Raw genomic sequence first — 20,961 nt, 5'->3', positions numbered from 1 at the left:
GATTCCCAAAGAAAAGTTCTTGTCCCCACAGGCCGAGCAGGTTGGCTGCGCCAATTATGAATTGGCCAAACATACGCAAATTTCCCGTGTCCGCACGGGCGTTGATCGCGATCTACACGATGCTCATGGGCTCAATACTCGTTGTTGCGCTCGCGCTGAGTTCGTGGCACCACGGGCTTGTTACCGATAAAGGCATTCAGAAAAAAGCTGAATCCGCCCCCGCTGCTGCGCCCGTAACACCCGCAATCGTGAAGCCCGATGACGGTGAATCGAGCGGCGTTGTCATCGAGGCCGATTCAGAAGCGGTCAAGGTGAAACCACAAGATTGGTTCATCTATGAAAACTTCAAATTGGGCCACACACACCTCAACGGCCAAAGCCTTGTTTACTTCACGCTGATAGTTCTATTTCTTATGAGCACTGCTTCTGAGCGCGCCAAGATTCTCTGGGGCGTGCTGCTCGCGTTCTCGGTCGTGCTCCACACCTTTGGCCTGTTCTTTATGCATAAAGAGGCGTTCGCGCTGATGCTGAGATTCAGCGGGGCGCTGCTGTCGCTGTCGATCACGGTAATGTGTGCGTATATCTTCGTCGATACTGTAAAGAGGCCCCAAGCCAGCTAATGCTTCAACTGCTCGTTCACCGTTATGTAAAATTTCTGAGTCTGCTCATCGCGGCGTTTGTCGTGCTAGGCAGTTTTGACGTCGAGGCGGCGCGCCGCCGAAAAGGGCGCGCAAAACCCCGTAAGGTTGAGCGCAAGGTGGCAAACGCCCCTGCGGCTGCCGAGAGCGAGAGCGATGAGGGCAGCGAAGAACCGGCCGCTGCCGCAGGCTCTGCGGCCGTTGTCTCGTCGGGTTCGGGTTCTGAAGAAATTATACCGGGCAGCGGCACGGGAGTTGTCGCCGAAGGCGAGGCGCCTGGCGCCGCAAAGGGAGCTCCCACCCTGCTGATTACCGGGTTTGTCGACATGGGTTTTGCGTTCGCGCAGAACAAGGGTGTCGGCTATGCAAAAGACGTCGGTAACAACTTTCAGCAATATGCCGACAAAACGGCGGTCTTCGTCGGCGACCCGGCTTCAACCTATATGAACACGCGCCATGAAGCGCATGACCTCGGTGAAGCGGGCAACTTTCCGCTCGCCTTTGACGGCATGCAGGGCAAGGGCCACCCGATGGGTGCAATCAATAGTGCGACGGTCGACCTTATCGCCGAGCTCAACGACAAGGTGCGCCTGCAGGTTTCGACCGAATTTTTACCGCGCCAGCCGGTGGTGCAGAACCAGACCGGCATGGGCAGCTTCGTCAATCTCGACATGGCGTTTCTCGACTATAAGCCTCTCGACCAGTACGACATCACCATTACCGCCGGTAAATTCATCGGCATCACCGGTATCGAATACCGCTGGCGCCGTGCGCCCGACCGCTGGACAGTCACGCCGACGCTCGTTGGCCGCTACATGAACGGCAACCCGATCGGCGTTAAAGTGCGCGGCAAACACTTCGACAAACGCTTCATCTGGAACGTCGGCGTCACCAACGGCAACTCATTCACCAACGACACGCGTATCTTCGAGGGCGTCGAATCGAATTCGGGCAAAACCTACTCGGGCCGCCTGAGTTATGACTTTGCCTTCGGCCCCGTGACTCTGCTCGAAATCGGCGCTTCGGGTTCGTATGGCCCGCAAGACGGCCAGATCTCGAACACCCCCAAACAATGGGATTTCGGCCCCGACTTTCAGATCGCCTGGAACGCGCTGCAGATTCGCGGCCAGTGGTTCAAGGTCAACACCGACGGCGGTGGCATCAACGAAACCAAGAACTACATCGCCGAAGCGTGGTACGTCGAAGGCATGTATTCTTTCCCGGGCCTTTTTGACATGAACACAGTCGGCATCTACGCACGTTTCAGCCGCCGCAAGGCCGACGAAATCGACCCCAAATACGTCTTCATCGTCGACGTCGCCCAATTCACTCCGGGCGTGCGCATCGACATCACCGAGAGCATCATCTTCAAGGCCGAATACTCATGGAATCTCGAAGTCGGCTACATTAGCAAATATGCATTCGACAACAACATCTTCACGTCATCGCTGGTGGCGAAGTTTTGAAAAAGGGGGATAACTATGTTTACTAACAAATTTCTCTGTAGTCCCCACCCCTCACCCCTCCCCGCATGCGGGGAGGGGAAAAATCTCCTCCCCCGCAAGCGGGGGAGGTCGGGAGGGGGACACAGAGTATTCTTCTTGATGGCGTTAGCTTTCACTTTGAGTGCTGCCTCCTGCGCGCAAGAAGACAAAGACGCTCTGTTCTCAGACACCGAAATTGCGATTATTAAGACGCTGATTTATCAGGCCCCAGCGGGAGAGGCGAGTAATGCCTATGTAAATACGCCTGCAGCGGCGACCTTGGGGCAGCAATTCTTTTGGGATACTCAGTTTTCTGGTGCGATTCTTATTCAGGGTAATCGGACAACATCCCCGATAAACTATTCTGCTGGGCAGGAGCGCCGGATTAATTGCGCGGCATGCCACGATCCAAACTTTGGTTGGGCAGACAGTGCAACTAAGCCAAATGACGTTTCCCTTGGGGCAAATTTTACCAGCAGAAATGCGCCGACAGTCTTGAACGCTTCGTTTAATTCGTACAGCCTTTGGGATGGTTCAACTGATTCAGTTTGGTCAATAGCTCGGCCGGCAATTGAGGGCAATCCACACAATTTCCACCGTTATGGGGTGGCTTACATAATATGTAATGCTAATACTGCTCCCACGGGAAATTACTTTACCCAGCACAATACAGTGTTCCCTGGAGCTGCGGGCGCGACTGCAACTGCAACGGTTTGCGGCAGCTTAGCTGCACCTTCGAGCGCCAATGGATATGGCAAGACGCTTTACGAAGCAGTTGGCTTTGCTGCCAATCGCGTTCACGTAGACAGAATTTTCGCTAACTTTGGCAAAGCCATCGGTGCGTACGAGCACTTGCTCGTTTCGAAAAATTCAGCCTTCGACCAATGGGCTGAAGGCAATGAAAATGCGATGACTGTCTCGCAAAAACGAGGTCTAAAGATATTTATTGGTAAGGGTAATTGTATACGCTGCCACAGCGGACCTAATTTTAGCGACGGCAGTTTTCACAACCTTGGCGTGCCGCAGGTCGGCGGCTATTCAGGCAGCAATGATCAGGGGCGGTTTACTGGAGTGACAAAACTCTTGGATTCAGCCGATAACGGTGCTTTCAATACTTCAACGGCTTTCAACGATAGCTCTACCACGAACCGCGTTTCGGGCCTTAGCGCGAAAACTTCCGATGTCGGCAAATTCAAAACACCTACTTTGCGCAGTGTCAACAAGACGCCGCCATATTTTCATAATGGTACTTTCACCAGTCTATGGGATGTCGTAAATTTCTACAATTTCGCTGGCAATGCGGGTAGCTTTCCTGGCACCAAAGACCCAATTCTTACAACTCGTCGTATGACGAATGAAGAGATGGAAGATTTGGTGAATTTTCTGAAGGCACTCGAAGGCGAAGCGCTGTCTTCTACCCTGACGAGCAACACTGCACCGACGATAGCAAGCTGGTAGAAAAGCCTGCCGCAGGCAGGCGTAACTCCCCACGGCGAAACTCGTGGGGGTGAACTCACCCTCCGACCCCCTCTCACCGAAGACGGAGACCCGAAGCGGGTCATGAAAAGAGAGGGGGAGGTTTGAAGGCCGGCTGCTTGGCCGTCGCGCATTTCCATAGGCGAGGATTATATGGCCCACAAAAAAGACCAGAAATACGTACTATGCCATAATAGCACAGATCGGGATTTATGCTACATTCAAGGAAACCAAGGACGTATTCAGCTGGTCAGTAGTTTTAATCTTGTCTCTCTCGGTGTGCAGCCTTACGTATGTCGTTCTCCGATCTAAGCAGCGAACTATTGAAACATTGAGAAAACAGGAACGGAGAATTGTTGAAAAGACACCGTTACGCTGGATTCGCAAAAACTGGGCAATGGGAAATTCAGGTGAAGGGCAAGAAGACCGGTACCCCAAGATTTACCGATCACTAGTCATCGGCACCGGCTTGGTTATTATGGTGGCCATGACCAAAGGTAATTCGCCCGTTCAGGAGCTTTTCTGCAAAATAGTCTGCCCAACGAACTCTCAAGTAACGAACATCGCAAAATAGAGCTCAAGCGAATGGCCATCGCTGCGAAGAGTTACTTTTCGCCCCCTGAGGTGCTCGAAGGGGGCGAACGTTCGGTTCGAGGTTATCTCACCGTGGCGAGGTGCTCGAACCAAGCGCCTTCCCGTACCCTTCGAGCGCCTCAGGGTACGCGGTGATGGAGTTTTGCCCGAAATCAAGTTGACAGAATAAAAACCAAATTTAGTCTTATGGCATGAACCTCGCCGAAGACATCAAACCGATATCGTATGTAAAAGCCCACGCGGCAGAGATTATTGAGAAAATGGCAGAGAACCACAGGCCGATCATCATCACGCAGAACGGCGAGGCAAAGGCGGTGCTGACTGATATTGAAACCTACCAACAGCAGCAAGATACCATGGCGATGCTGAAGCTGGTGGCGCTGCGTGAACGCGACATTGAAGAAAGCGGCGGCATTCCTCATGAAGAGGCCAAGAAGCATTTTCGGGAATATTTTCGTAAACTCAAAGCAAAGAGATGAAGAAATTCAAAGTAGTCTGGGCCGCCGGAGCCCGGGCAGATTTTGAACTCTTAATTCAGCATTTAATCGACAGGGAATCTGCTGTCTCAGAGAAAATTTTTGAGGCTTTACTGGCTCAAGCGGATTCTCTGGAAACAGCACCTGAACGAGGGCGAAAAGTTCCAGAACTGCTATCGCTCGGTGTGGTCGATGTGCGGGAGATTTTCTATAAGCCCTGGCGTATTATCTATCGTATCAGCGAAAACGAAGTCAGAATACTTATGGTAATTGACGGCAGACGAAACCTGGCAGATGAGCTACTGCGTAGCCTCACAACTACCACTCAGTGAGGCGAAGTCTCGCCTTAGCGAGGCGCTAGCTCCTAACTCACCCCCCCCAACCTCCTCTCTTTCAAAGAGAGGGGCTGGGGGTGAGGGCCTCAACTTGCCTTCAACCGAATCAAATTACCCGTCACAATCGCCAGCGAGTCGGTGTGGTAGGCTGCGTTAAGGCGCGCGCGTTCGGCCTTGTTGCTCGCGCGCAGGGTGGCTTTTTCGAGCAAAAGGCTGTTCACCAGCCGCGCGGCTGATTCGACGACTTCGAATGACATTCCCTCTTTAAGATCGCGGTCTTCGAATGAGCGCCAGGCTGTGACCACGTCTTCAAATTTTGTGCGTATTTCGGCGATTGTGTCGTTTTTGCCAATGAGTTTTGTGAGGCTGTCGAGGTATGACCGCCACTGGCCGCTCGGTGCCATGCCGGCGATCACTCCACCTATTGCCGCGTTCACCTGAATTTGCGTCGTGCCATCGTAGATATTGGTGATGCGCGCATCGCGGTAAAGGCGCGCGAGGTCGTAGTCTTCGGTATAACCCGAGCCACCGAAAACCTGCAGCGCGTCGTCGACGAGGTCATTGCACATTTCAGAATTGTAATACTTTGAAATAGGAGTGATCGTGTTCGCGATTTTTTCCCAGAACTTCGAGTCTTCGGTGACCTTGTTATGAAACTCGGCGCACTGGTAGCGGTCGACGATCGTCGCCCCTTCGATCATGAGGCAGCGCATCGCGGCAACCTCGCGTTCGATGCGGCTGATGAGCCGTGCCACAGCGGGAATCTCTGCAATCGGCTTGCCGAACTGTATGCGCTCGGCAGCATATTTTTTCGCTTCCATGAGAGCCGCCTGCGCGAGGCCCACGCCCTGCGAGGCGATGCCCATGCGCGCGCCGTTCAGCATGCCGATAACATAGCGCACGAGGCCATAACCTTCTTGGCCGACGAGTTCGCCGGGAGCATCTTCGAGTGCTACCTCACACGTCGCCGAAGCTTTGAGGCCGAGTTTTTTTTCGATGCCGGTAATCTTGTAGTCTTTGCGTTCAACGATAAAGAACGAAAGGCCGCGCGCGCCCGACGAACCTTCACCCGTGCGCGCGAGCGCGAGCATAATCGCGGGGCCGCCGTTGAGGCCACACGCGACGGTTTGAAAGCGTTTGGTGCCGGTGAGGTACCACTTGCCGTCGCGCTGCACCGCCTTGGTGCGCACCGAAGGCAGGTCAGAGCCGAAGTCGGGTTCTGATAGCCCCATCGCGACGCAGTAGTTCTCGGCGATCATTTTCGGAATCCATTTTTCTTTCGCTTCTTCAGAGGCATGCTTTTCGAGAATGCCCGCGAGACCCATCGAGCCCATCGCAATCGTGGTCGAGGTGTCGGCACGGTACATGAGTTCAGACGCCATTGCCTTGACAACGCCCGGCAGCCCAAGGCCGCCATACTTACGCCGAAACGCGATCGGGGGTAATCCGGCATCGCGGTATTTTTGAATCACGTCCATCATCTTTTGCGGGTGCACGACGTTGCCGCCCTCGAATTTAAGCCCCTCGCGATCAATCGCCTGCGCCGCCTGCGAAACATGCATACCGGCGATTTCGCCACACGAGTTCAATATTTCGGTATAGTACTGCAGCGCCTCGTCGTCAGATGCAGGCGCCATTTCATAACGAGGATTTTTAGTCTTCTGGTACTCGGCCGCGTCGACAAAGCCATTCTCATACGTGCTGATGATGTCGTGCCAATCGACGAGCTCGCTGAAGTGCTGCTGCAGGTCTGCATTGTCGGCGAAGTAGTTACTCTGAATCATACGCCAGCGCGGGAGTCAACGGCGGTGCGAAAATGCTTTTATCGCCCCGGCATAGGGCAAGATGCCCTATGGACATTTGAATCGATATAGGTTAAGAATCGGTATGAAAACGAAAACACTTTGGCTGGCAACAGCCCTATTATTGAGCGCATGTGCCCAGTCGGGAGACGGCGGCACACAGACGGGTGGCTCTACAACCAGCCAAACCTGCCGCAAATACCCGACGAGCATGACAGATACGACAGCAACGATTACCTATACCTGTACGTTTAATGGTTCGACAACGCTCACCTGCACCAATGGCGGCGCGGAGCAGATCACCTATACCTATCCGAGCCTGCAGGCCTTCGTCGATGAAGCTGCGACTCCGGTTTCAGTGTTTAATCGCAGGCGAATAAGCTCAATGGCGATTGTCAGCGCCAATGCCACTTTTCAGCAGACACTCAACTTCAACTACAATGGTTCTAACCAGCTGACCTCAATTGGAGTCGTTGGCGGCACGTACACTGCAACGTATAGCTACACAGCGTGGGATGCAAATAACCGCCAGACAACCGGAACCTTTGCCTTTAATACAGGCGGGGTTTGTACTGGGCGCAGCATTACCGCATCTTACGACGATACAACGCGCACGCAGACGAATGGTGCCACCGGCGGAACGGGGGCCAACTGCGCATCTGCTGCGCCGTGCAATGATGTTCAGGATGCAGACGGTGTGACAACGTCGTCAGCTGTTTGCAGAAATTATACCATAAACAGCAAGGGTACTGCCTGCTATTAAAGAACCAAAAACCCATAAGTCCGCTCTGCGGACTTATGGGTTTTCGGAAAATTAGCTGACAATCCGCACCCTGATGTTTGAGGTGGGCCGTCTACCAGACCGAAGGGGGTATTATGTCTGCTGTAAAAAATACCAGTTTTCTTGAAGCCGTTGCTGCGGGAATTCAGCACGAGAAAGATTTCTTTGATTTCTGCATGAAGACGCATGACGAGCTTGCCGCGGGGCCGGTGAAGAATTTCTTTTTCGACCTTGCCGAAGATAGCGTTGAGCATATTAAGCTCATTGAAAGTATCTACAAGAAATACTCGGGTAGCAGTGATCTACCCAACCTCAAGCATCTGGGCCAGGTACACAAGTTTCATGCAACCGCTATTCAGCGGCTGATTCGCAAGCTCGACCGCAATCTCAAGCAAAGTACACAAGGCAGCGAATTTGAAGCTCTTCGCCTGGCGCTGCAAGAGACGCAAGACGCGGCTGAGGCTTTTGCGAAACTTGCTGACAAATTTACCGACACCGGTATCAAAATGCTATTCAGGCAGATGTCGAGCTTCAATAAAGAACGCTCAATTTTGCTTGAAGGTGCGCTCGTCTACCAGCACCCGATGATCGACGATGCTGCCGAACGGGAATACCATCTCGAAGTTGTGAGCGTCGAACTGCCGCCACAGACAAGGCCTGCTGCCAAAGCGGTGCCTAAGAAAGCTGCGGTGAAGAAGGCGACGAAGCCTAAGCCCAAAAAGGCGGTCAAGAAAGTGGCGAAGAAACCCACCAAAAAGGCGAAGCCCACGGCGAAGGTCGCGAAAAAGAAAGCCAAGCCGAAATAGACCCGCATATACGGGCAACTGTATACAAATCAAGCCCGGGCCTCAGCGAGATTCGCATCAGCTCGCAGAGGCTCAACTTGGCAGAAAAAAGATTGTAACCCCGAATGCAGATAACCAAGGTGTCCAATCGTTTCGCCTTGGAGGGCCCATGTTTAACACGAAGCTGACACCGATTCTTATGCTATCCTCATTTTTGCTGACTGGCGGCATGCTGCACGCAGGCGGCAGCATCGAAGGCACTGTGATCGTCAAAACCAAGGGCCTTTTCGGCAAGCAGGGGGCGAAGGGCGACGCTTCAAACGTGGTAATCTTTCTCGAAGAGCTGCAGCAGCCGAACCCCAATGGCAAAGAGAAAATCGTGCAAAAGGGAAAACAGTTTTCGCCGCGCGTGTTGCCGATTGTGAGCGGTGGTGTGGTTGAGTTTCCGAACGAAGACCCGTTTAACCACAACGTTTTTTCTCCGACCCCTGAATATAAATTCGACCTCGATTATTATGGCACGGGCAAATCGAAGAATGTGCGCTTTCAGAAAACAGGCGCGGTTCGCATCTATTGCAACATTCACTCCAATATGGTGGCCGACGTGCTTGTCGTGCCAAACCCCTACTTTGCCAAGACGGGCAAAGACGGTAAGTTCAAAATCAGCAACATTCCCGCCGGCAAGTACACGTTCGTCGCGTGGCAGCCATCGGGAGCATCAGAAAAGCGCGGCATTGCCATCGTCGATGGCAAGACGATTAACATCAACTTCGAAGTTGAAGAAAGCGTCTTTAGCATAAAGCACAAGAACAAGTACGGCCGCGCGTATGACAAAGAATATTAGTTCTTTCTTGCAGGGGCTCTCGCAGGCGAGCCTCAGCCGAAAGATTCTCATTGCGATCGTCACGATCGTTCTGATTCTTTCGTCGGTTTCGCTGCTCTTCATCGACCAGGGCGTTCGTCGCCAGGTTGAGAAGAATATTCTGACGCAGCTCGATGCTGCGGCGACTGCGTACATTGAACTCAATGACGCGCGCCTCGAGCAGGTGCTTTCGCGTACGCAGTTTTTCATTCAGAGCCCGACCTTTCAGCGCGATCTGCGGGGCGCACCGGCTACTTCAGCCAAAGTATCAGCCGGATTTAAAAAAGTCACGGATTTTGACTTTCTGATGGTCGTCAGTTTCACTGGCCGCGTACTCATCGACAGCGTACACCCTGAACTGGCAGGCAAAGCCGTGCCTGCTGACTATCAAGACCTGTTGCAGAAGACTGTCGAAAACGGCCGCTACCTCGGTATGTGGAGCGAGAATGAGAAGCTCTACCAGCTCGTCGGTCTGCCTCTCTTGGGTTCAGATGCTGTCTTGCTCGCGGGCAATGTAGTCAGCGACAAGTTTGCGTACAAGATAGACGAACTCAGCCGCAACCAGATTACCTTCTTTAACAAAGACAAGGTTGTCGCTTCTGCATTCTCGAAAGAGCAGATTCCCGATATCGAAAAAGCCATGGCTGATATCAAGGCGAACCTGCCGCAAGACGGCGGTGAAGGCAAAACCAAACATTCTCAGACTTTTTCACTCAGCATTGGCGGCGAATCGTACCTCGCCATTGTCGGGGCGATTGAAAACGTGCCCGAAGGCGGCTACCTGATAGCGTCTTCTAAAGATAAACAGCTCGCGCTGCTCTACCGCATCGAGTTCATCATTATCATCACAGGCATTGGCGGTTTGATTTTTGCGATCGGCATGGCTGTCTTTTTCTCTCGCGGCCTCACTCGGTCGGTGAACCTGCTCGTGAAAGACGTCGAGCAGGTAAAACAGGGCAATCTTGAGCACAAGATCAATGCCACTTCGCAAGACGAAATCGGTTTTCTCTCTGAAATGTTCGATTCGTTGCGTATTGCATTCCGTGATGCGCAGCAAGAACTCAAGGACTACGCCGAAACTCTCGAAGACAAGGTGCGCGAGCGTACGGCTGAGTTGTCGCAGGCAAACAGCGCCTTAACCGAAGCGAAGGGTGAAACCGACCGCATTATGCAGACGGTTGGCCAGGGGCTTTTTCTGGTTCAGAAAGAAGGCAATGAATACCGCATCGGCAGCCAGCATTCGAAAGCACTCGAAGAGATGCTTGCTTCAAGCGACCTTGCGGGCAAAGACATTCTGGCGATTCTGAAAAAGGCGCTGCCTGAGGGGTCTATCAAGAAGACCACCGATTACCTCGAGCTCATGTTCAAGCCCGAGATCAAAGAGGCGGTGATGGCGAACATCAACCCGCTGCGTGAAACAGAGATGAACTTTACTTCTACCAGCGGCCCGGCGCAGCAAAAGTTTTTGCAGTTCAAGTTCAAGCGCATTATGGCAGACGGCAAGATCATGCACCTCATGGCCGCCGTCACCGACGTCACCAAACAGGTGTTGCTCGATAGAAAACTGAAAGAGACAGAAGAGAAAAACGCCGGCCAAATGGAAATGCTGTTTGGTATTTTGCACGTCGAACCGCGCATGCTCAGCGAATTTATTTCAGACATGGAAGAAGACATCGCGCTGATCAACGATACGCTGAAACCCGGCGGCGCGCAGCAGCCTTTGGCCGAGAAGCTGGCGATCATCTACCGGGCAATGCACACGATCAAGGGCAATGCTTCGATTCTGAACCTCAAGTTCTTCGCCGGCAAGGCGCATGAGTACGAAGAAAAAGTGGGGGAGCTTCAACAGAAAGAAGACCTCGGCGGCCAGGACTTCTTGCCGCTCGTGCTGAAACTCAATGAAATGATCGAGACTCTGCGCGAAGTGAAGTCGCTTATACAGCGAATCACGCAGTTTCAGGCAACTTTCACGGGTGAAAAAAAGAACGTCGATCTGCTGGTGCGCGCGGTGGAATCGAACGTGCAGAAACTCAGTACCGAGCTCGGCAAGCAGGCCGAACTTACACATGATAAGTTCGACCCAGACCACGTGCCGGCACAGCACCGAAAGCTGCTGAAAGATATTCTCATTCAGCTGACACGCAATTCGATGACGCACGGGCTTGAACTGCCGGCAGACAGAAAAGCTGCGGGCAAGAGCGAAACTGGTCGCATCGAAATCGGCACGCGCAAATCAGCGACAGGCACCGAACTCTTTTTCAAAGACGATGGTCGCGGATTGCAGATTGATAAACTGCGCAAGAAGGCCATTGAGTCGGGCAAGTACACGGCTGCAGACGTCGCCTCGTGGGATGCCGGCACCGTCGCCGGTGTTATCTTTATACCGGGAATCAGCACCGCCGACAGCACGACGATGAACGCCGGCCGGGGCATCGGTATGGATATCATCAAAGAAAAAGTCGATTCGATCGGCGGCAAAATTGAACTCAGTTTTGAAGCAGGCAAATTCTGTGAATTCAAGATTTTATTGCCAGCATCGGGAAAATAAACATGAATGAATCTGCACACACGCCTGTTAAGTCGAAAATTCTGCTGGTTGAGAGCAGCAAAAAAGAATCGTCTATCATTCAGCCGAATCTTCCCGCTGGTGATTTCGAGCTGGTTACTGTCGATGGCATAGAAAATGCGGTGGCAGCCGTTCTGTCTGGTAAGCCCGACATGATTTTTGTCTCTGCTGAGTTTGCCGGCGCAGGCGAAAAGCTCGAACAGGTGAAGCAGGCAAGCCGCCAGTTCGGTTCGACGCTTGTGCTGCTGAGCGGCGGCGACGCCGATGTCGATGCGGCACAGTACGACGATGTAGTGCGCACCGATACAGGCAATACTGAACTTGCACACCGCCTGGGTAATCTGGTTGAGCTAAAGCGCGCCAAACTCGAACTCGAGTGGATGAAACAGCGGCTCAAGAATGACCGCAAGTTGCTCACTAAGTATTTCTCTGAAGACATCGTCGAAGGCATTCTACAAGACGAACACGCCAACAGCCTCAGCGGCAAACACCAAGAAGCAACGATCATGTTCTTTGACGTGCGCCGTTCGACCACGATTGCCGAAAACCTCGAGCCACAGATTTTCGCCGAGTTCTTGAGCGAGTTCTTTACCGACATCATGGATCTCGTCTATGGCAACCATGGTTCGGTGAACAAACTGCTCGGTGACGGTATCATGTCGACTTTCGGCTGCCCGGTACCGAGCGAACACGACGTGCTGAACGCGGCGAAATGTGCGCTGCAGATTCGTAATCATCTGGCGACCTTTAACGACGTGCGCCCCGATTACATAAAAGAGCCGATTCGGGTCGGCATGGGAATCGCCACCGGCAAAGTATTTGCGGGCAATATCGGTTCAGTGCGCCGTATGGAATATACAGTTCTGGGTGACCCGGTTAATCTCGCGAGCCGTTTAGAATCAATGACCAAAGAAGCGGGTGTCGATATTCTGATTGATGGCAACACGCGCCACCGCCTGGGAAATCTCATTAAATGCCGCAAGGTCGCACATTCAGGTGTTCGCGGTAAACTGCAAGAGATTGAAATTTATTCTCTCGACGAACTGGTAAAAAGATAAGAATCTGCGCGCAGACAGGCGCGCAGAGTAGAATCGGCAGGCTCGCCGGCTGTCGCCGGCGGCCGAACCCTTATTTCTTAATCTTCAGATCGAGAGTCAGGTTGATCGTGTCAGAGATCAGGTCGTCTGGCTTACCGGGATAAACGATACCCCATTTTTTGCGATCGATGTTGAAAGTTGCCTTAGCCGCTTTGGGCGCGTTCTTTTCAGTGACGATATCTGCGTCGAAGGTCACGCCGTGAGTGACACCTTTCAGCGTCAGGTTGCCTTTAACAGTAGAGCCATTCGCTGATTTTTCCACTGAGCTGATTTCAAAAACACCTTCTGGAAACTTTTCTACGTCAAAGAACTCGTCGCTCTTGAGGTGCTTGTTAAGTTTGTCATGGTATTCACCTGAAAGGTCTTTGTCGTCGAGTGACGCCATGTCAGCGGTAAATTTGCCGGCTACGACCGCGCCATCTTTTACGAACACTGAACCTGATTTCAGGTTGATCGTACCGTTGTGTTTGCCGGTGACTTTTGTACCGATCCACTCGATTTTGCTCGCTGCAACATCGATCTTGAATTCTTTACCGTCTGGTTTCGCAGGAGTGAACACCGGCGTCGCAGGCGCTGCTTGCGCAACAGGTGGTTTTTCGCAAGCCGTAAACAGCATTGCTGCCGCAGCCAAAGCTGCGACTGTCATTGATTTTTTCATAGTTAGCCTCTTAAATGTTAATTGCGCCGGCTGACCAAATCATCGCCTTGCCTGCAATGCAGCAGTTCACGACTCTCCCGACAGCACGTACGCTTTGTCTGAGGCCTGCATGAGTTTTTGCATTAGCTGAGGATTGTCAAAGCTCCCCAAATAAAACCAAAATTCATGCGCTGCTACAGACACTGGCAATGTACTCATTGCAATGAGATGTGGCGAAAAATGTTGCGACAGGCAGCAGGATATTTAGGTGACCAGGCGGGAACTCGCTGACGCGCATTTTCTTGCCCATGCGAACTGCTAATCAAAGCAAATTCCTCCGCGAATCGAAGCGATTCGCTATGCGAGGGGCGCAAAGCCGCCCGAATTTGCGCTGATTTGCCGCCCTTGGCGGCATCGCAATTCGCATAGCCAAGAAAATGCGCCTTGCGTGTTATGCTTCGCGAGTTCCCGCCTTGTCACTGAGCCCGCGCAAATCACTTGCGCTTGAGTGAGTTCTCGTCTGTGTGTGCGAAACTCTTTTTGCCATAGATGTCGACGCTGGTTGTCATCGAATAGCTCATGGTGTCGCCATCGACGTTAAGTTTCATGTCGAACGCGCGGGTCGAAGCCTTGGCGCTCATAAATGAGGATTCAAGAATGCCATAGTTCTTGTCGGCTGCGTCGGCATGCACGCTGATCTCTGTCTTGCTGCCCGATACCGTTGCCTTGCCCTTTGCCAGCACAGACACTGCACGGGGTATGGTGAGTGAATACAGCACCTCGCCGGTTTTCTTTTCAAAGTAGAAGTAGCCGATCTGGTGGTGAAAAACCTGGCCGGTCGATTTGCGGCTCACCACCTGCGTATAAGACACACACACAAGGGTCTGCTCTTCGGCGTTGGTAGCATCGCCGACTGGCGCGATGGTGATCGTCTCAAAATAGGGCGACATCTCTTCTCCGTCGGGTTCTGGTGAGACATCCATGCCGTTGTCGCCCTGCCAAACGCCGATCAGGGGGTATAGCGGACCGAAAAATTCTTTATCGTTGCTCTCTGCCATGTGACAGACGAACAGACCCGTACACGGTGGCAAGAACCTGTTGCGCCTGCGTTATGTCTCGAGATGCCGTTCATGATTGTTCACGGTTATCGATCCTCATTTATGCGCCCGGTGCACCTGGTTGGTGAAAAACACGTGACGGCACTGGCAAAGCCTCAAGGTGAGCCTATGAAGCTGATGATTGTTGATGACTCGAGTATCATGCGCAAAGCGATCGAGAAATATCTTGCCGGCGCGGGTATCGAGATTGTTGGCACTGCCGGTGACGGCAAACAGGCAGTTGAGCTCTTCAAGACCACGCTGCCCGATGTCGTGACTCTCGACATCACCATGCCCGAAATGGATGGGCTACAGTGCCTTGAAGAACTACTGAAGATCAAGCCTGACGTGAAGGTCATGGTTGTTTCGGCGCTCAAAGATGAAGCAACTGCACTCGAAGCGCTCAAGAAAGGCGCACGCAGTTTTCTCGGCAAACCGTTTACGCCCGAGAGCATCAAAGAGGCATTCGATCAGGTAGTCGCCGACTGATAAATGAAGCAAGAAGAAATACAGGTTTTTATCAACGGTACGATCTCTTACTTCGCTGAGGTCACCGGTGAAAAAGCCGAACTGGGTATCCCTTACACGAAAGGCCCCGAGCAGCTGCTGCTCGACTATTCGGGCCACATTGGCATTTCGGGCAACCGCCGGGGCGGGTTATACATCACCTGCCCGCGCGAGATGCTCGCCGAAATTACCCGCAAGATTCTTTTAACCGATGAAGTCGACGACCAGTCGATCTTTGACATGATCGGCGAAATAGCCAATACGATTGGCGGTAACGCGCGAACTTCGTTTGGTTCTGACTTCAATATTTCTGTACCAACAATCTTTAAGGGCAAGCCGTCAAACTTTCGCATCGTCTTGCGCACACCCGTCGTCGTGCTGCCGATTAACTGGAAAGGTTTTCAGGCATATCTCGTAGTGGGGATAGATTAACCGCAATGCGCCTGAGCGACAGCGATATCTCTGCGCTCTTGAGTTCAACCTCTGAATATTTCACATCTTTGGGTGCTCCCAAGCCTGAATTTGGGGTGCCTTACAATCTTGACGCAAAGTCGCAGAAGCATCCTTTGCTGGCCTATTCGGGCCACATCGGTATTTCAGGTAGCCACCGCGGTGGCCTCGTAATCACCTGCGAAAAACCCGTGGTTGAAGATTTAGTGCAGGTCGTTTTGGGCAGCACAGCCGAAAGCGACGAAGACCTGATACCCATGATCGCAGAAATGGCGAACACGATTTCGGGCAATGCGCGCACGCATTTTGGCAGTGGTTTTGATATTTCAGTGCCGACGGTTGTTGTCGGTGAGCCCGAAGAGTTTAAGTTTGTTTTGGCTGAGCCGACGCTGGTGATTCCCATGACCTGGAAGGGTCATGCAGCGAATTTAATAATTGGTCTAACGTAAAAAAAGCCGCTTTCGCGGCTTTTTTTAATTCTTGGGCAGGCGCCGGATTGATTCCCAAAAAGCGAAAAGCCTCGTCGTTTGCAGAGCCAAACGACTGCTAAAGCGCTCCGCTGCTTTCCGCTTTTTGGGATCCGGCGGCCTGCCCGCCTAATCTATTCCCCGTTGGGAATAGATTAGGCGGCTTCTTGTTTTGAACCTGGGAGCTTAGCAGCGAGTTCGCTTGCCTTTGCCTGCAGGTCAGCAATTGCCTTTTGCGCTTTTGCGCTCAGGTCTGTGTACTGTGCCTTTGCCTGGTCAACGAGCGTCGAGATCTTCGCCGATGCGTTGGTCACTGCGCTGCGCACTTTCACAGCATTTTCTGATTGTACTGACTCGCCTGAAGCGATCAGCGCGTTGATTTCAACTTCGAGGTTCTTGAGAAGCGATTCAGCGCTAGTGCGTGCTGATTCAAATGCTCCGATACCGAAGCTGACGACTTTATTTACACCTTGTTCCATTTTAAGCTCCTTTGGTACACGTATCTGGGGGCGGCGGACACGAATGTCCCTTCGTGCCGCTCCCTCGGTTACCACTTTTAATTCCACTACATCTTGCGGTGCAGTGTTTCTGTGCACAAGTTTTGTGCGGCGCACATGGTGTAAAGCAAAATGCAAAAATCTGGTCATGCCGCGGGGCGGCGTGACCAGATTTTTGCAAGGAGCCCCCAAAACACGGCGGCAACTGAGTATCCGATTATCCATCCCCCTATGACATCGAGCGGGTAGTGGTAGTTTGCCAGAACGCGTGAGGCGCCGATGATAACGGGAATCGGCAGATACCAGAGAATGCTCTTTTCGAACCAGCGCGAGAGCAAAAAAGCAAGTGCCATCGTGTTCACGGCGTGCGCCGAGGGAAAGCTGAGAGCCTTCGGGTCGACATAAATCAGCCATTCGATCGCGGGTCTGGGGCGCGCGACGAGGTGCTTGATGAGCTGGGCAGTCGCCTCGCTCGCCACAAGAATGACAATCAGCACGAGCAAAAAGCGCAGAAACCGCGGGCTGTTTAGCCAGTAATAGAGCGCGCAGAAAGTGATCGCGGGTATCGTGTAGGTCGACCAATCGCCAAGTTTTTCACAGACTGCCGATAGCCACGGCGGGTTTGCCCATAACGTCAGGTATTCAAATACACGTTTGTCGAGATCGATCAGAAACATGGTTTCCCGGCAAATGCAAAGTCACTTGTCTGCGCGCAAGGCATTTGCCGAATGTTGCATGGCTGAAAACTTCGACTATGTGGTAATTGGCGCGGGCCCGGGCGGATATAGCTCTGCAATTCGCGCGGCGCAGCTCGGTCTAAAAACTGCCGTAGTCGAAAAAGAAAGCGCAGGTGGTGTCTGCCTCAACTGGGGGTGCATACCCACAAAAGCGTTGCTCTCTTCGGCACACCTGTTGCATAAACTGCATTCGGGCAAGCTTGGCCTCAAGGTCACGGGTACCGTCGAGGGCAACCTGCCCGAAATCATTGAGCGTTCACGTGCAGTCGCAAACCGCCTGCAAAACGGCATCAAATCTCTCTTTAAGAAATACGGTGTTACGCTGATCGAAGGCAGTGCGGCATTTACTTCGTCAACGCAGCTCAGGGTGACGCAGGGTTCAGAAAAGCGCGACGTCACTTTCAAACATGCGTGCATTGCAGTCGGCGCCCGAGCCCGCGCGCTGCCGCAGCTGCCGTTTTCGAAACGTGTGTGGCAATACCGCGATGCGCTCGTGCAGAAAGAGCTGCCGAAAACTCTCGTCGTGATTGGTGGTGGTGCGATCGGGCTCGAGTTCGCCGATTTTTACCAGTGCCTCGGCAGCAAGGTCACGCTGATCGAAATGGCGCCGCACATTCTGCCGAACGACGACCTCAAGGTTGCATCGCACCTAAGAAAAGCCCTTGAGCAGCGCGGTATGCAGATATTTGAAGGTGCGCAGATTCTCTCGAGCACTGAAACAAACACTGCCGTGCAGTTTGTTCTGAAAGGCAGCGACGGCAAAGAGCTGAAGGTCGAGGCCGAAGCGGCACTCGTTGCGATCGGCGTGCAGCCGAATACCGAGAACCTCGGTGTCGAGACGATGGGTATTCTCGACGATCGCAGGTTTGTGGCAATCGACGCGAACCTGCGAACGAAGGCTCAGAGCATCTATGCAATCGGCGACGCAACCCCGGGAAAACTGCTCGCGCACCGAGCGGCACACCAGGGTGTCTATGTTGCCGAACTGATCGCCGGTAAAAAACCACATGCTCTCGGTGAGATACCCGGGTGTATTTATACTTCACCGCAGGTTGCGACGATTGGCATGAACGAGAAACAACTCAGCGACAGCAAGCGTGCCTTCAAGACCGGCGAGTTTCCGTGGATTGCCTCGGGCATGGCGCTCGCGGCTGCAGAGCAAAGCGGCTTTAGCCGCGTCTTCACCGATGCAGCAACCGGAGAAATTTTGGGCGCGCAGATTGTCGGTGAGAACGCAGCCGAACTTATCGGCCAGGTCTCGCTCGCGATGGGCTCTGAACTTCTGGCCGATGATTTTCTGAACGCTATATTTCCGCACCCGACGTTTTCAGAGACCGTGTTTCAGTCGTTCGCGGTGCTCGAAGGCGTTGCTGTAGATTATTGAACGACGCCCGTGATAGCGCGAGTGTCGGTCAGTGCACGTAGCATACTTGACGCGCCTAAACGCGTTTGCCAACTGCTGCTATGAGAATCTCAGTCGCGATCAGTTTGCTGGTTTTGTGTATTTATTCGCTCAGCGCCGAAACTCACATCGAGCCGCTGCGGGCAATCACCGAACGGTCGTGCCAGTGCATTGAAGCGCTCGATACCTCTAAGCTCAAGAATTCAGAGCAGCGCAATGTGCAGCTTGGTCTCTGCGTCATCAAAAGCGCCAAAGGCTTTGAAAAATATCTCAAGACAGAAAAAAATATCGACATGGAAAAAATCGGCGACACCGATCATGGTACGCGTCTCGGCTACCTGTTTGCCGTTGAGGCTGCGTCTGTCTGTCCTGACACGCTCGCGAAGTTTACCGGTGATTCAGAAGGCGCATTCGAAGGCACAGTGTCAGGTCGAATTACCGAGACCACAACGACGACCTATACACGGCTCACGGTAGAAGATGCCAACGGCAAGACCACCACGCTGTATTGGATTCTCAACTTCGAAAATTCGCACCAGTTGCTGAAGACCACTGCCGAAAAAACTGCACGCTATGAATTTTCGTTCGTCGAGAAAGAGGTTCTTTTCTTTGCGCGCAAAGAGTACCTTAAGGTCAAAATCATAACCGCGGTGAAAAAGCTTTGAACAGGCGAGGTTGATGCAAAGATGAACTTTATCCACACAAAAGCAATAATGGTTTCGGTGATTGCCGCCTCTGCGATCTTTGCGCAGGTTAGCCAGCCATCGTACAGACGAACGGGCAAAGAATTACCGCAGGCTTCACCTTCGAGACCCGGTTCAACGCAACCGAACTTGGCCTGCATGACACCAGAAGAGAAGAAACTCGTCGACGCGATCAACAGCTACCGGCGCAGCAAGGGTTTGCCCGCAGTCGCGGCGACGGTTTCGCTGACAACTGTAGCGCGAACGCACGCTGCAGATCTGGCGATCAGGCGGCCGGCGAGCGGTTCGTGCAACATGCACAGCTGGTCGTCAGGCGGCAAATGGACAGGGTGTTGCTATACATCAGACCACCGCCAGGCCGCCTGCATGTGGAAAAAGCCGCGCGAATTGACGCAGTACCAGGGCAATGGCTTTGAAGTTTCGGCGGGCAGCTCGGGTTCGTCGATCACTGCCGAAGGCGCGCTTTCACTCTGGCAGCGGTCGAGCGGACATAATCAGGTCATCATCAACGCGGGCATGTGGCGGCAGCCATGGCAGGCATTCGGCGTCGGTATTTACGGCGGCTACGCCGTTGCGTGGTTTGGTAACGCGGCTGACCCCGCAGGCCCGGCTGCGCTCTGCAAATGATTTGACGCATCGACAGGTCGGCGCACGTACACCCATGCCTGAAGTAGCCGAAGAAACCCACATGCGCCTTTCGGTCGCCAAAACCAAGAAACTTTTTATAGGGGGGGATTTTCCCCGTTCTGAATCTGGCCGTACTTTTACACTGACCGCCAAAGAAACCGGTAAGTTTTATGCCAACATTGCGCAGGCGAGCCGCAAAGATGCGCGCAATGCAGTCGAGGTGGCGCGCAAGGCTTTCGGCAGCTGGTCTAAAAAGACTGCGTTTAACCGCGGGCAAATTCTCTACCGAATGGCAGAAATGCTCGAGTCGCGTTCGACCGAAATCAGCTCAGAGCTAAAACTTGTTTCGGGTGTCTCGGCTGCAGCAGCATCGAAAGAGGTCGATGCGGCGATTGATCGTCTCGTCTGGTATTCTGGCTGGTGCGACAAGTTTCAGCAGCTTGCCGGCAACCACAACCCCGTGGCAGGGTCATATTTTGATTTTACGATACCCGAACCGATGGGCGTCGTTGTATCTGTAGCGCCTGCGTTTGCGCCGGTGCTGGGTTTTATTTCGCAAATCGCTCCGATCATAGCCGGGGGTAACAGCGTCATTTCGATTTGCTCAGAAGAGAACCCTGCGGTGGTCGTGAGCATGACCGAAGTGCTGGCGACATCTGACCTCACACATGGTGTGGTGAATGTGCTGACCGGTTACGCGAAAGAACTTTTGCCGGGCCTCGCGCAGCACATGGACGTCAACGCGCTCGACCTCGCCGGCATCTCAAACGAGCTGCGCATCGAGACAGAAAAAGCCGCGACCGAAAACCTGAAACGCATTCGTACAAAGGCATGGAAATCAGCCGAAGACCTTTACGGCGATGCAGGGCAGAAGCTCGATTACATCACTGACTTTCAAGAGTACAAAACCATTTGGCATCCCATAGGAACGTAATACTTT

General features: G+C 53.0%; 22 protein-coding genes. 17 read left to right on the top strand and 5 right to left on the bottom strand.

The genetic code is table 11. The annotated features are described in order from the left end of the window. The first annotated feature begins 56 nt into the window (after positions 1–56). From TURPA_RS05735 to TURPA_RS05715, 5 genes are all read left to right on the top strand, one after another. The gene (locus TURPA_RS05735) at positions 57–620 is read left to right on the top strand and encodes a hypothetical protein (RefSeq protein WP_014802345.1); all 564 of its coding nucleotides are present in this window, start codon (positions 57–59) and stop codon (positions 618–620) included. Continuing rightward, on the top strand, positions 620–2,104 hold the full coding sequence (locus tag TURPA_RS05730) for a porin family protein (RefSeq protein ID WP_014802344.1): 1,485 nt from the start codon (positions 620–622) through the stop codon (positions 2,102–2,104). The genes TURPA_RS05735 and TURPA_RS05730 overlap by 1 nt, the downstream gene beginning before the upstream one ends. A gap of 138 nt (positions 2,105–2,242) precedes the next feature. Then, on the top strand, positions 2,243–3,580 hold the full coding sequence (locus TURPA_RS22495) for a cytochrome-c peroxidase (protein WP_245536829.1): 1,338 nt from the start codon (positions 2,243–2,245) through the stop codon (positions 3,578–3,580). Positions 3,581–4,383: 803 nt separating this feature from the next. After that, positions 4,384–4,671 carry a type II toxin-antitoxin system Phd/YefM family antitoxin gene (locus TURPA_RS05720; RefSeq protein ID WP_014802341.1) on the top strand — a complete coding sequence of 96 codons (288 nt, stop codon included), beginning with the start codon at positions 4,384–4,386 and terminating at the stop codon, positions 4,669–4,671. Next, positions 4,668–5,000 (top strand): type II toxin-antitoxin system RelE/ParE family toxin, encoded by a 333-nt coding sequence (locus tag TURPA_RS05715; RefSeq protein WP_014802340.1) that lies wholly within the window; start codon positions 4,668–4,670, stop codon positions 4,998–5,000. The genes TURPA_RS05720 and TURPA_RS05715 overlap by 4 nt, the downstream gene beginning before the upstream one ends. 89 nt (positions 5,001–5,089) lie before the next feature. On the opposite strand, the gene TURPA_RS05710 is transcribed toward TURPA_RS05715, so the two are convergent. After that, on the bottom strand, positions 5,090–6,787 hold the full coding sequence (locus TURPA_RS05710; RefSeq protein WP_014802339.1) for an acyl-CoA dehydrogenase family protein: 1,698 nt from the start codon (positions 6,785–6,787) through the stop codon (positions 5,090–5,092). A 103-nt stretch (positions 6,788–6,890) separates the two neighbouring features. Between TURPA_RS05710 and TURPA_RS05705 the strand changes: the two genes are divergently transcribed. From TURPA_RS05705 to TURPA_RS21515, 5 genes are all read left to right on the top strand, one after another. Continuing rightward, on the top strand, positions 6,891–7,568 hold the full coding sequence (locus TURPA_RS05705; RefSeq protein WP_014802338.1) for a hypothetical protein: 678 nt from the start codon (positions 6,891–6,893) through the stop codon (positions 7,566–7,568). 113 nt (positions 7,569–7,681) lie between these two features. Beyond that, positions 7,682–8,392, top strand: coding sequence for a ferritin family protein (locus TURPA_RS05700; RefSeq protein WP_014802337.1), 711 nt, complete (start codon positions 7,682–7,684; stop codon positions 8,390–8,392). A gap of 148 nt (positions 8,393–8,540) precedes the next feature. Then, complete coding sequence (locus TURPA_RS21520) at positions 8,541–9,215, top strand: hypothetical protein (RefSeq protein WP_014802336.1); 675 nt, start codon at positions 8,541–8,543, stop codon at positions 9,213–9,215. Continuing rightward, positions 9,199–11,781 (top strand): Hpt domain-containing protein, encoded by a 2,583-nt coding sequence (locus tag TURPA_RS05690; protein ID WP_014802335.1) that lies wholly within the window; start codon positions 9,199–9,201, stop codon positions 11,779–11,781. Before TURPA_RS21520 ends, TURPA_RS05690 begins: the two co-directional genes overlap by 17 nt. Before the next feature lie 2 nt (positions 11,782–11,783). Next, the gene (locus tag TURPA_RS21515; RefSeq protein WP_014802334.1) at positions 11,784–12,857 is read left to right on the top strand and encodes an adenylate/guanylate cyclase domain-containing protein; all 1,074 of its coding nucleotides are present in this window, start codon (positions 11,784–11,786) and stop codon (positions 12,855–12,857) included. A gap of 70 nt (positions 12,858–12,927) precedes the next feature. On the opposite strand, the gene TURPA_RS05680 is transcribed toward TURPA_RS21515, so the two are convergent. Further along, complete coding sequence (locus tag TURPA_RS05680; protein ID WP_014802333.1) at positions 12,928–13,554, bottom strand: YceI family protein; 627 nt, start codon at positions 13,552–13,554, stop codon at positions 12,928–12,930. Positions 13,555–14,027: 473 nt separating this feature from the next. Then, entirely contained in the window at positions 14,028–14,591 is a 564-nt protein-coding gene (locus TURPA_RS05675) for a heme-binding beta-barrel domain-containing protein (RefSeq protein WP_014802332.1), read from the bottom strand. On the opposite strand from TURPA_RS05675, the gene TURPA_RS05670 reads away from it, so the two are divergent. From TURPA_RS05670 to TURPA_RS05660, 3 genes are read left to right on the top strand one after another with little or no spacing between them, the layout of a single operon-like run. Further along, positions 14,592–15,119, top strand: a complete 528-nt coding sequence (locus TURPA_RS05670) for a response regulator (RefSeq protein WP_245536810.1) — start codon at positions 14,592–14,594, stop codon at positions 15,117–15,119. A 3-nt stretch (positions 15,120–15,122) separates the two neighbouring features. Continuing rightward, on the top strand, positions 15,123–15,569 hold the full coding sequence (locus TURPA_RS05665; protein WP_014802330.1) for a chemotaxis protein CheX: 447 nt from the start codon (positions 15,123–15,125) through the stop codon (positions 15,567–15,569). 5 nt (positions 15,570–15,574) lie between these two features. Then, positions 15,575–16,036, top strand: a complete 462-nt coding sequence (locus TURPA_RS05660; RefSeq protein ID WP_014802329.1) for a chemotaxis protein CheX — start codon at positions 15,575–15,577, stop codon at positions 16,034–16,036. A gap of 173 nt (positions 16,037–16,209) precedes the next feature. Here TURPA_RS05660 and TURPA_RS05655 read toward each other — a convergent pair whose 3' ends face one another. Further along, on the bottom strand, positions 16,210–16,533 hold the full coding sequence (locus TURPA_RS05655) for a phasin-related domain-containing protein (RefSeq protein ID WP_014802328.1): 324 nt from the start codon (positions 16,531–16,533) through the stop codon (positions 16,210–16,212). A 164-nt stretch (positions 16,534–16,697) separates the two neighbouring features. After that, positions 16,698–17,228 (bottom strand): phosphatase PAP2 family protein, encoded by a 531-nt coding sequence (locus TURPA_RS05650; RefSeq protein WP_014802327.1) that lies wholly within the window; start codon positions 17,226–17,228, stop codon positions 16,698–16,700. A 58-nt stretch (positions 17,229–17,286) separates the two neighbouring features. Between TURPA_RS05650 and lpdA the strand changes: the two genes are divergently transcribed. From lpdA to TURPA_RS05630, 4 genes are all read left to right on the top strand, one after another. After that, on the top strand, positions 17,287–18,672 hold the full coding sequence (lpdA, locus tag TURPA_RS05645) for a dihydrolipoyl dehydrogenase (RefSeq protein ID WP_014802326.1): 1,386 nt from the start codon (positions 17,287–17,289) through the stop codon (positions 18,670–18,672). An 80-nt stretch (positions 18,673–18,752) separates the two neighbouring features. After that, on the top strand, positions 18,753–19,355 hold the full coding sequence (locus tag TURPA_RS05640; protein ID WP_014802325.1) for a hypothetical protein: 603 nt from the start codon (positions 18,753–18,755) through the stop codon (positions 19,353–19,355). 177 nt (positions 19,356–19,532) lie between these two features. Then, positions 19,533–20,021 (top strand): CAP domain-containing protein, encoded by a 489-nt coding sequence (locus TURPA_RS05635; protein WP_157210410.1) that lies wholly within the window; start codon positions 19,533–19,535, stop codon positions 20,019–20,021. Positions 20,022–20,055: 34 nt separating this feature from the next. Then, on the top strand, positions 20,056–20,955 hold the full coding sequence (locus TURPA_RS05630) for an aldehyde dehydrogenase family protein (protein ID WP_014802323.1): 900 nt from the start codon (positions 20,056–20,058) through the stop codon (positions 20,953–20,955). Positions 20,956–20,961: the final 6 nt, after the last annotated feature.

The sequence above is a fragment of the Turneriella parva DSM 21527 genome (assembly GCF_000266885.1).
In the GTDB taxonomy this organism is placed as follows: Bacteria; Spirochaetota; Leptospiria; order Turneriellales; family Turneriellaceae; genus Turneriella; species Turneriella parva.
The sequence above is the reverse complement of the archived record's forward strand: the minus strand, read 5'-3'. Positions and strand labels throughout refer to the sequence as shown.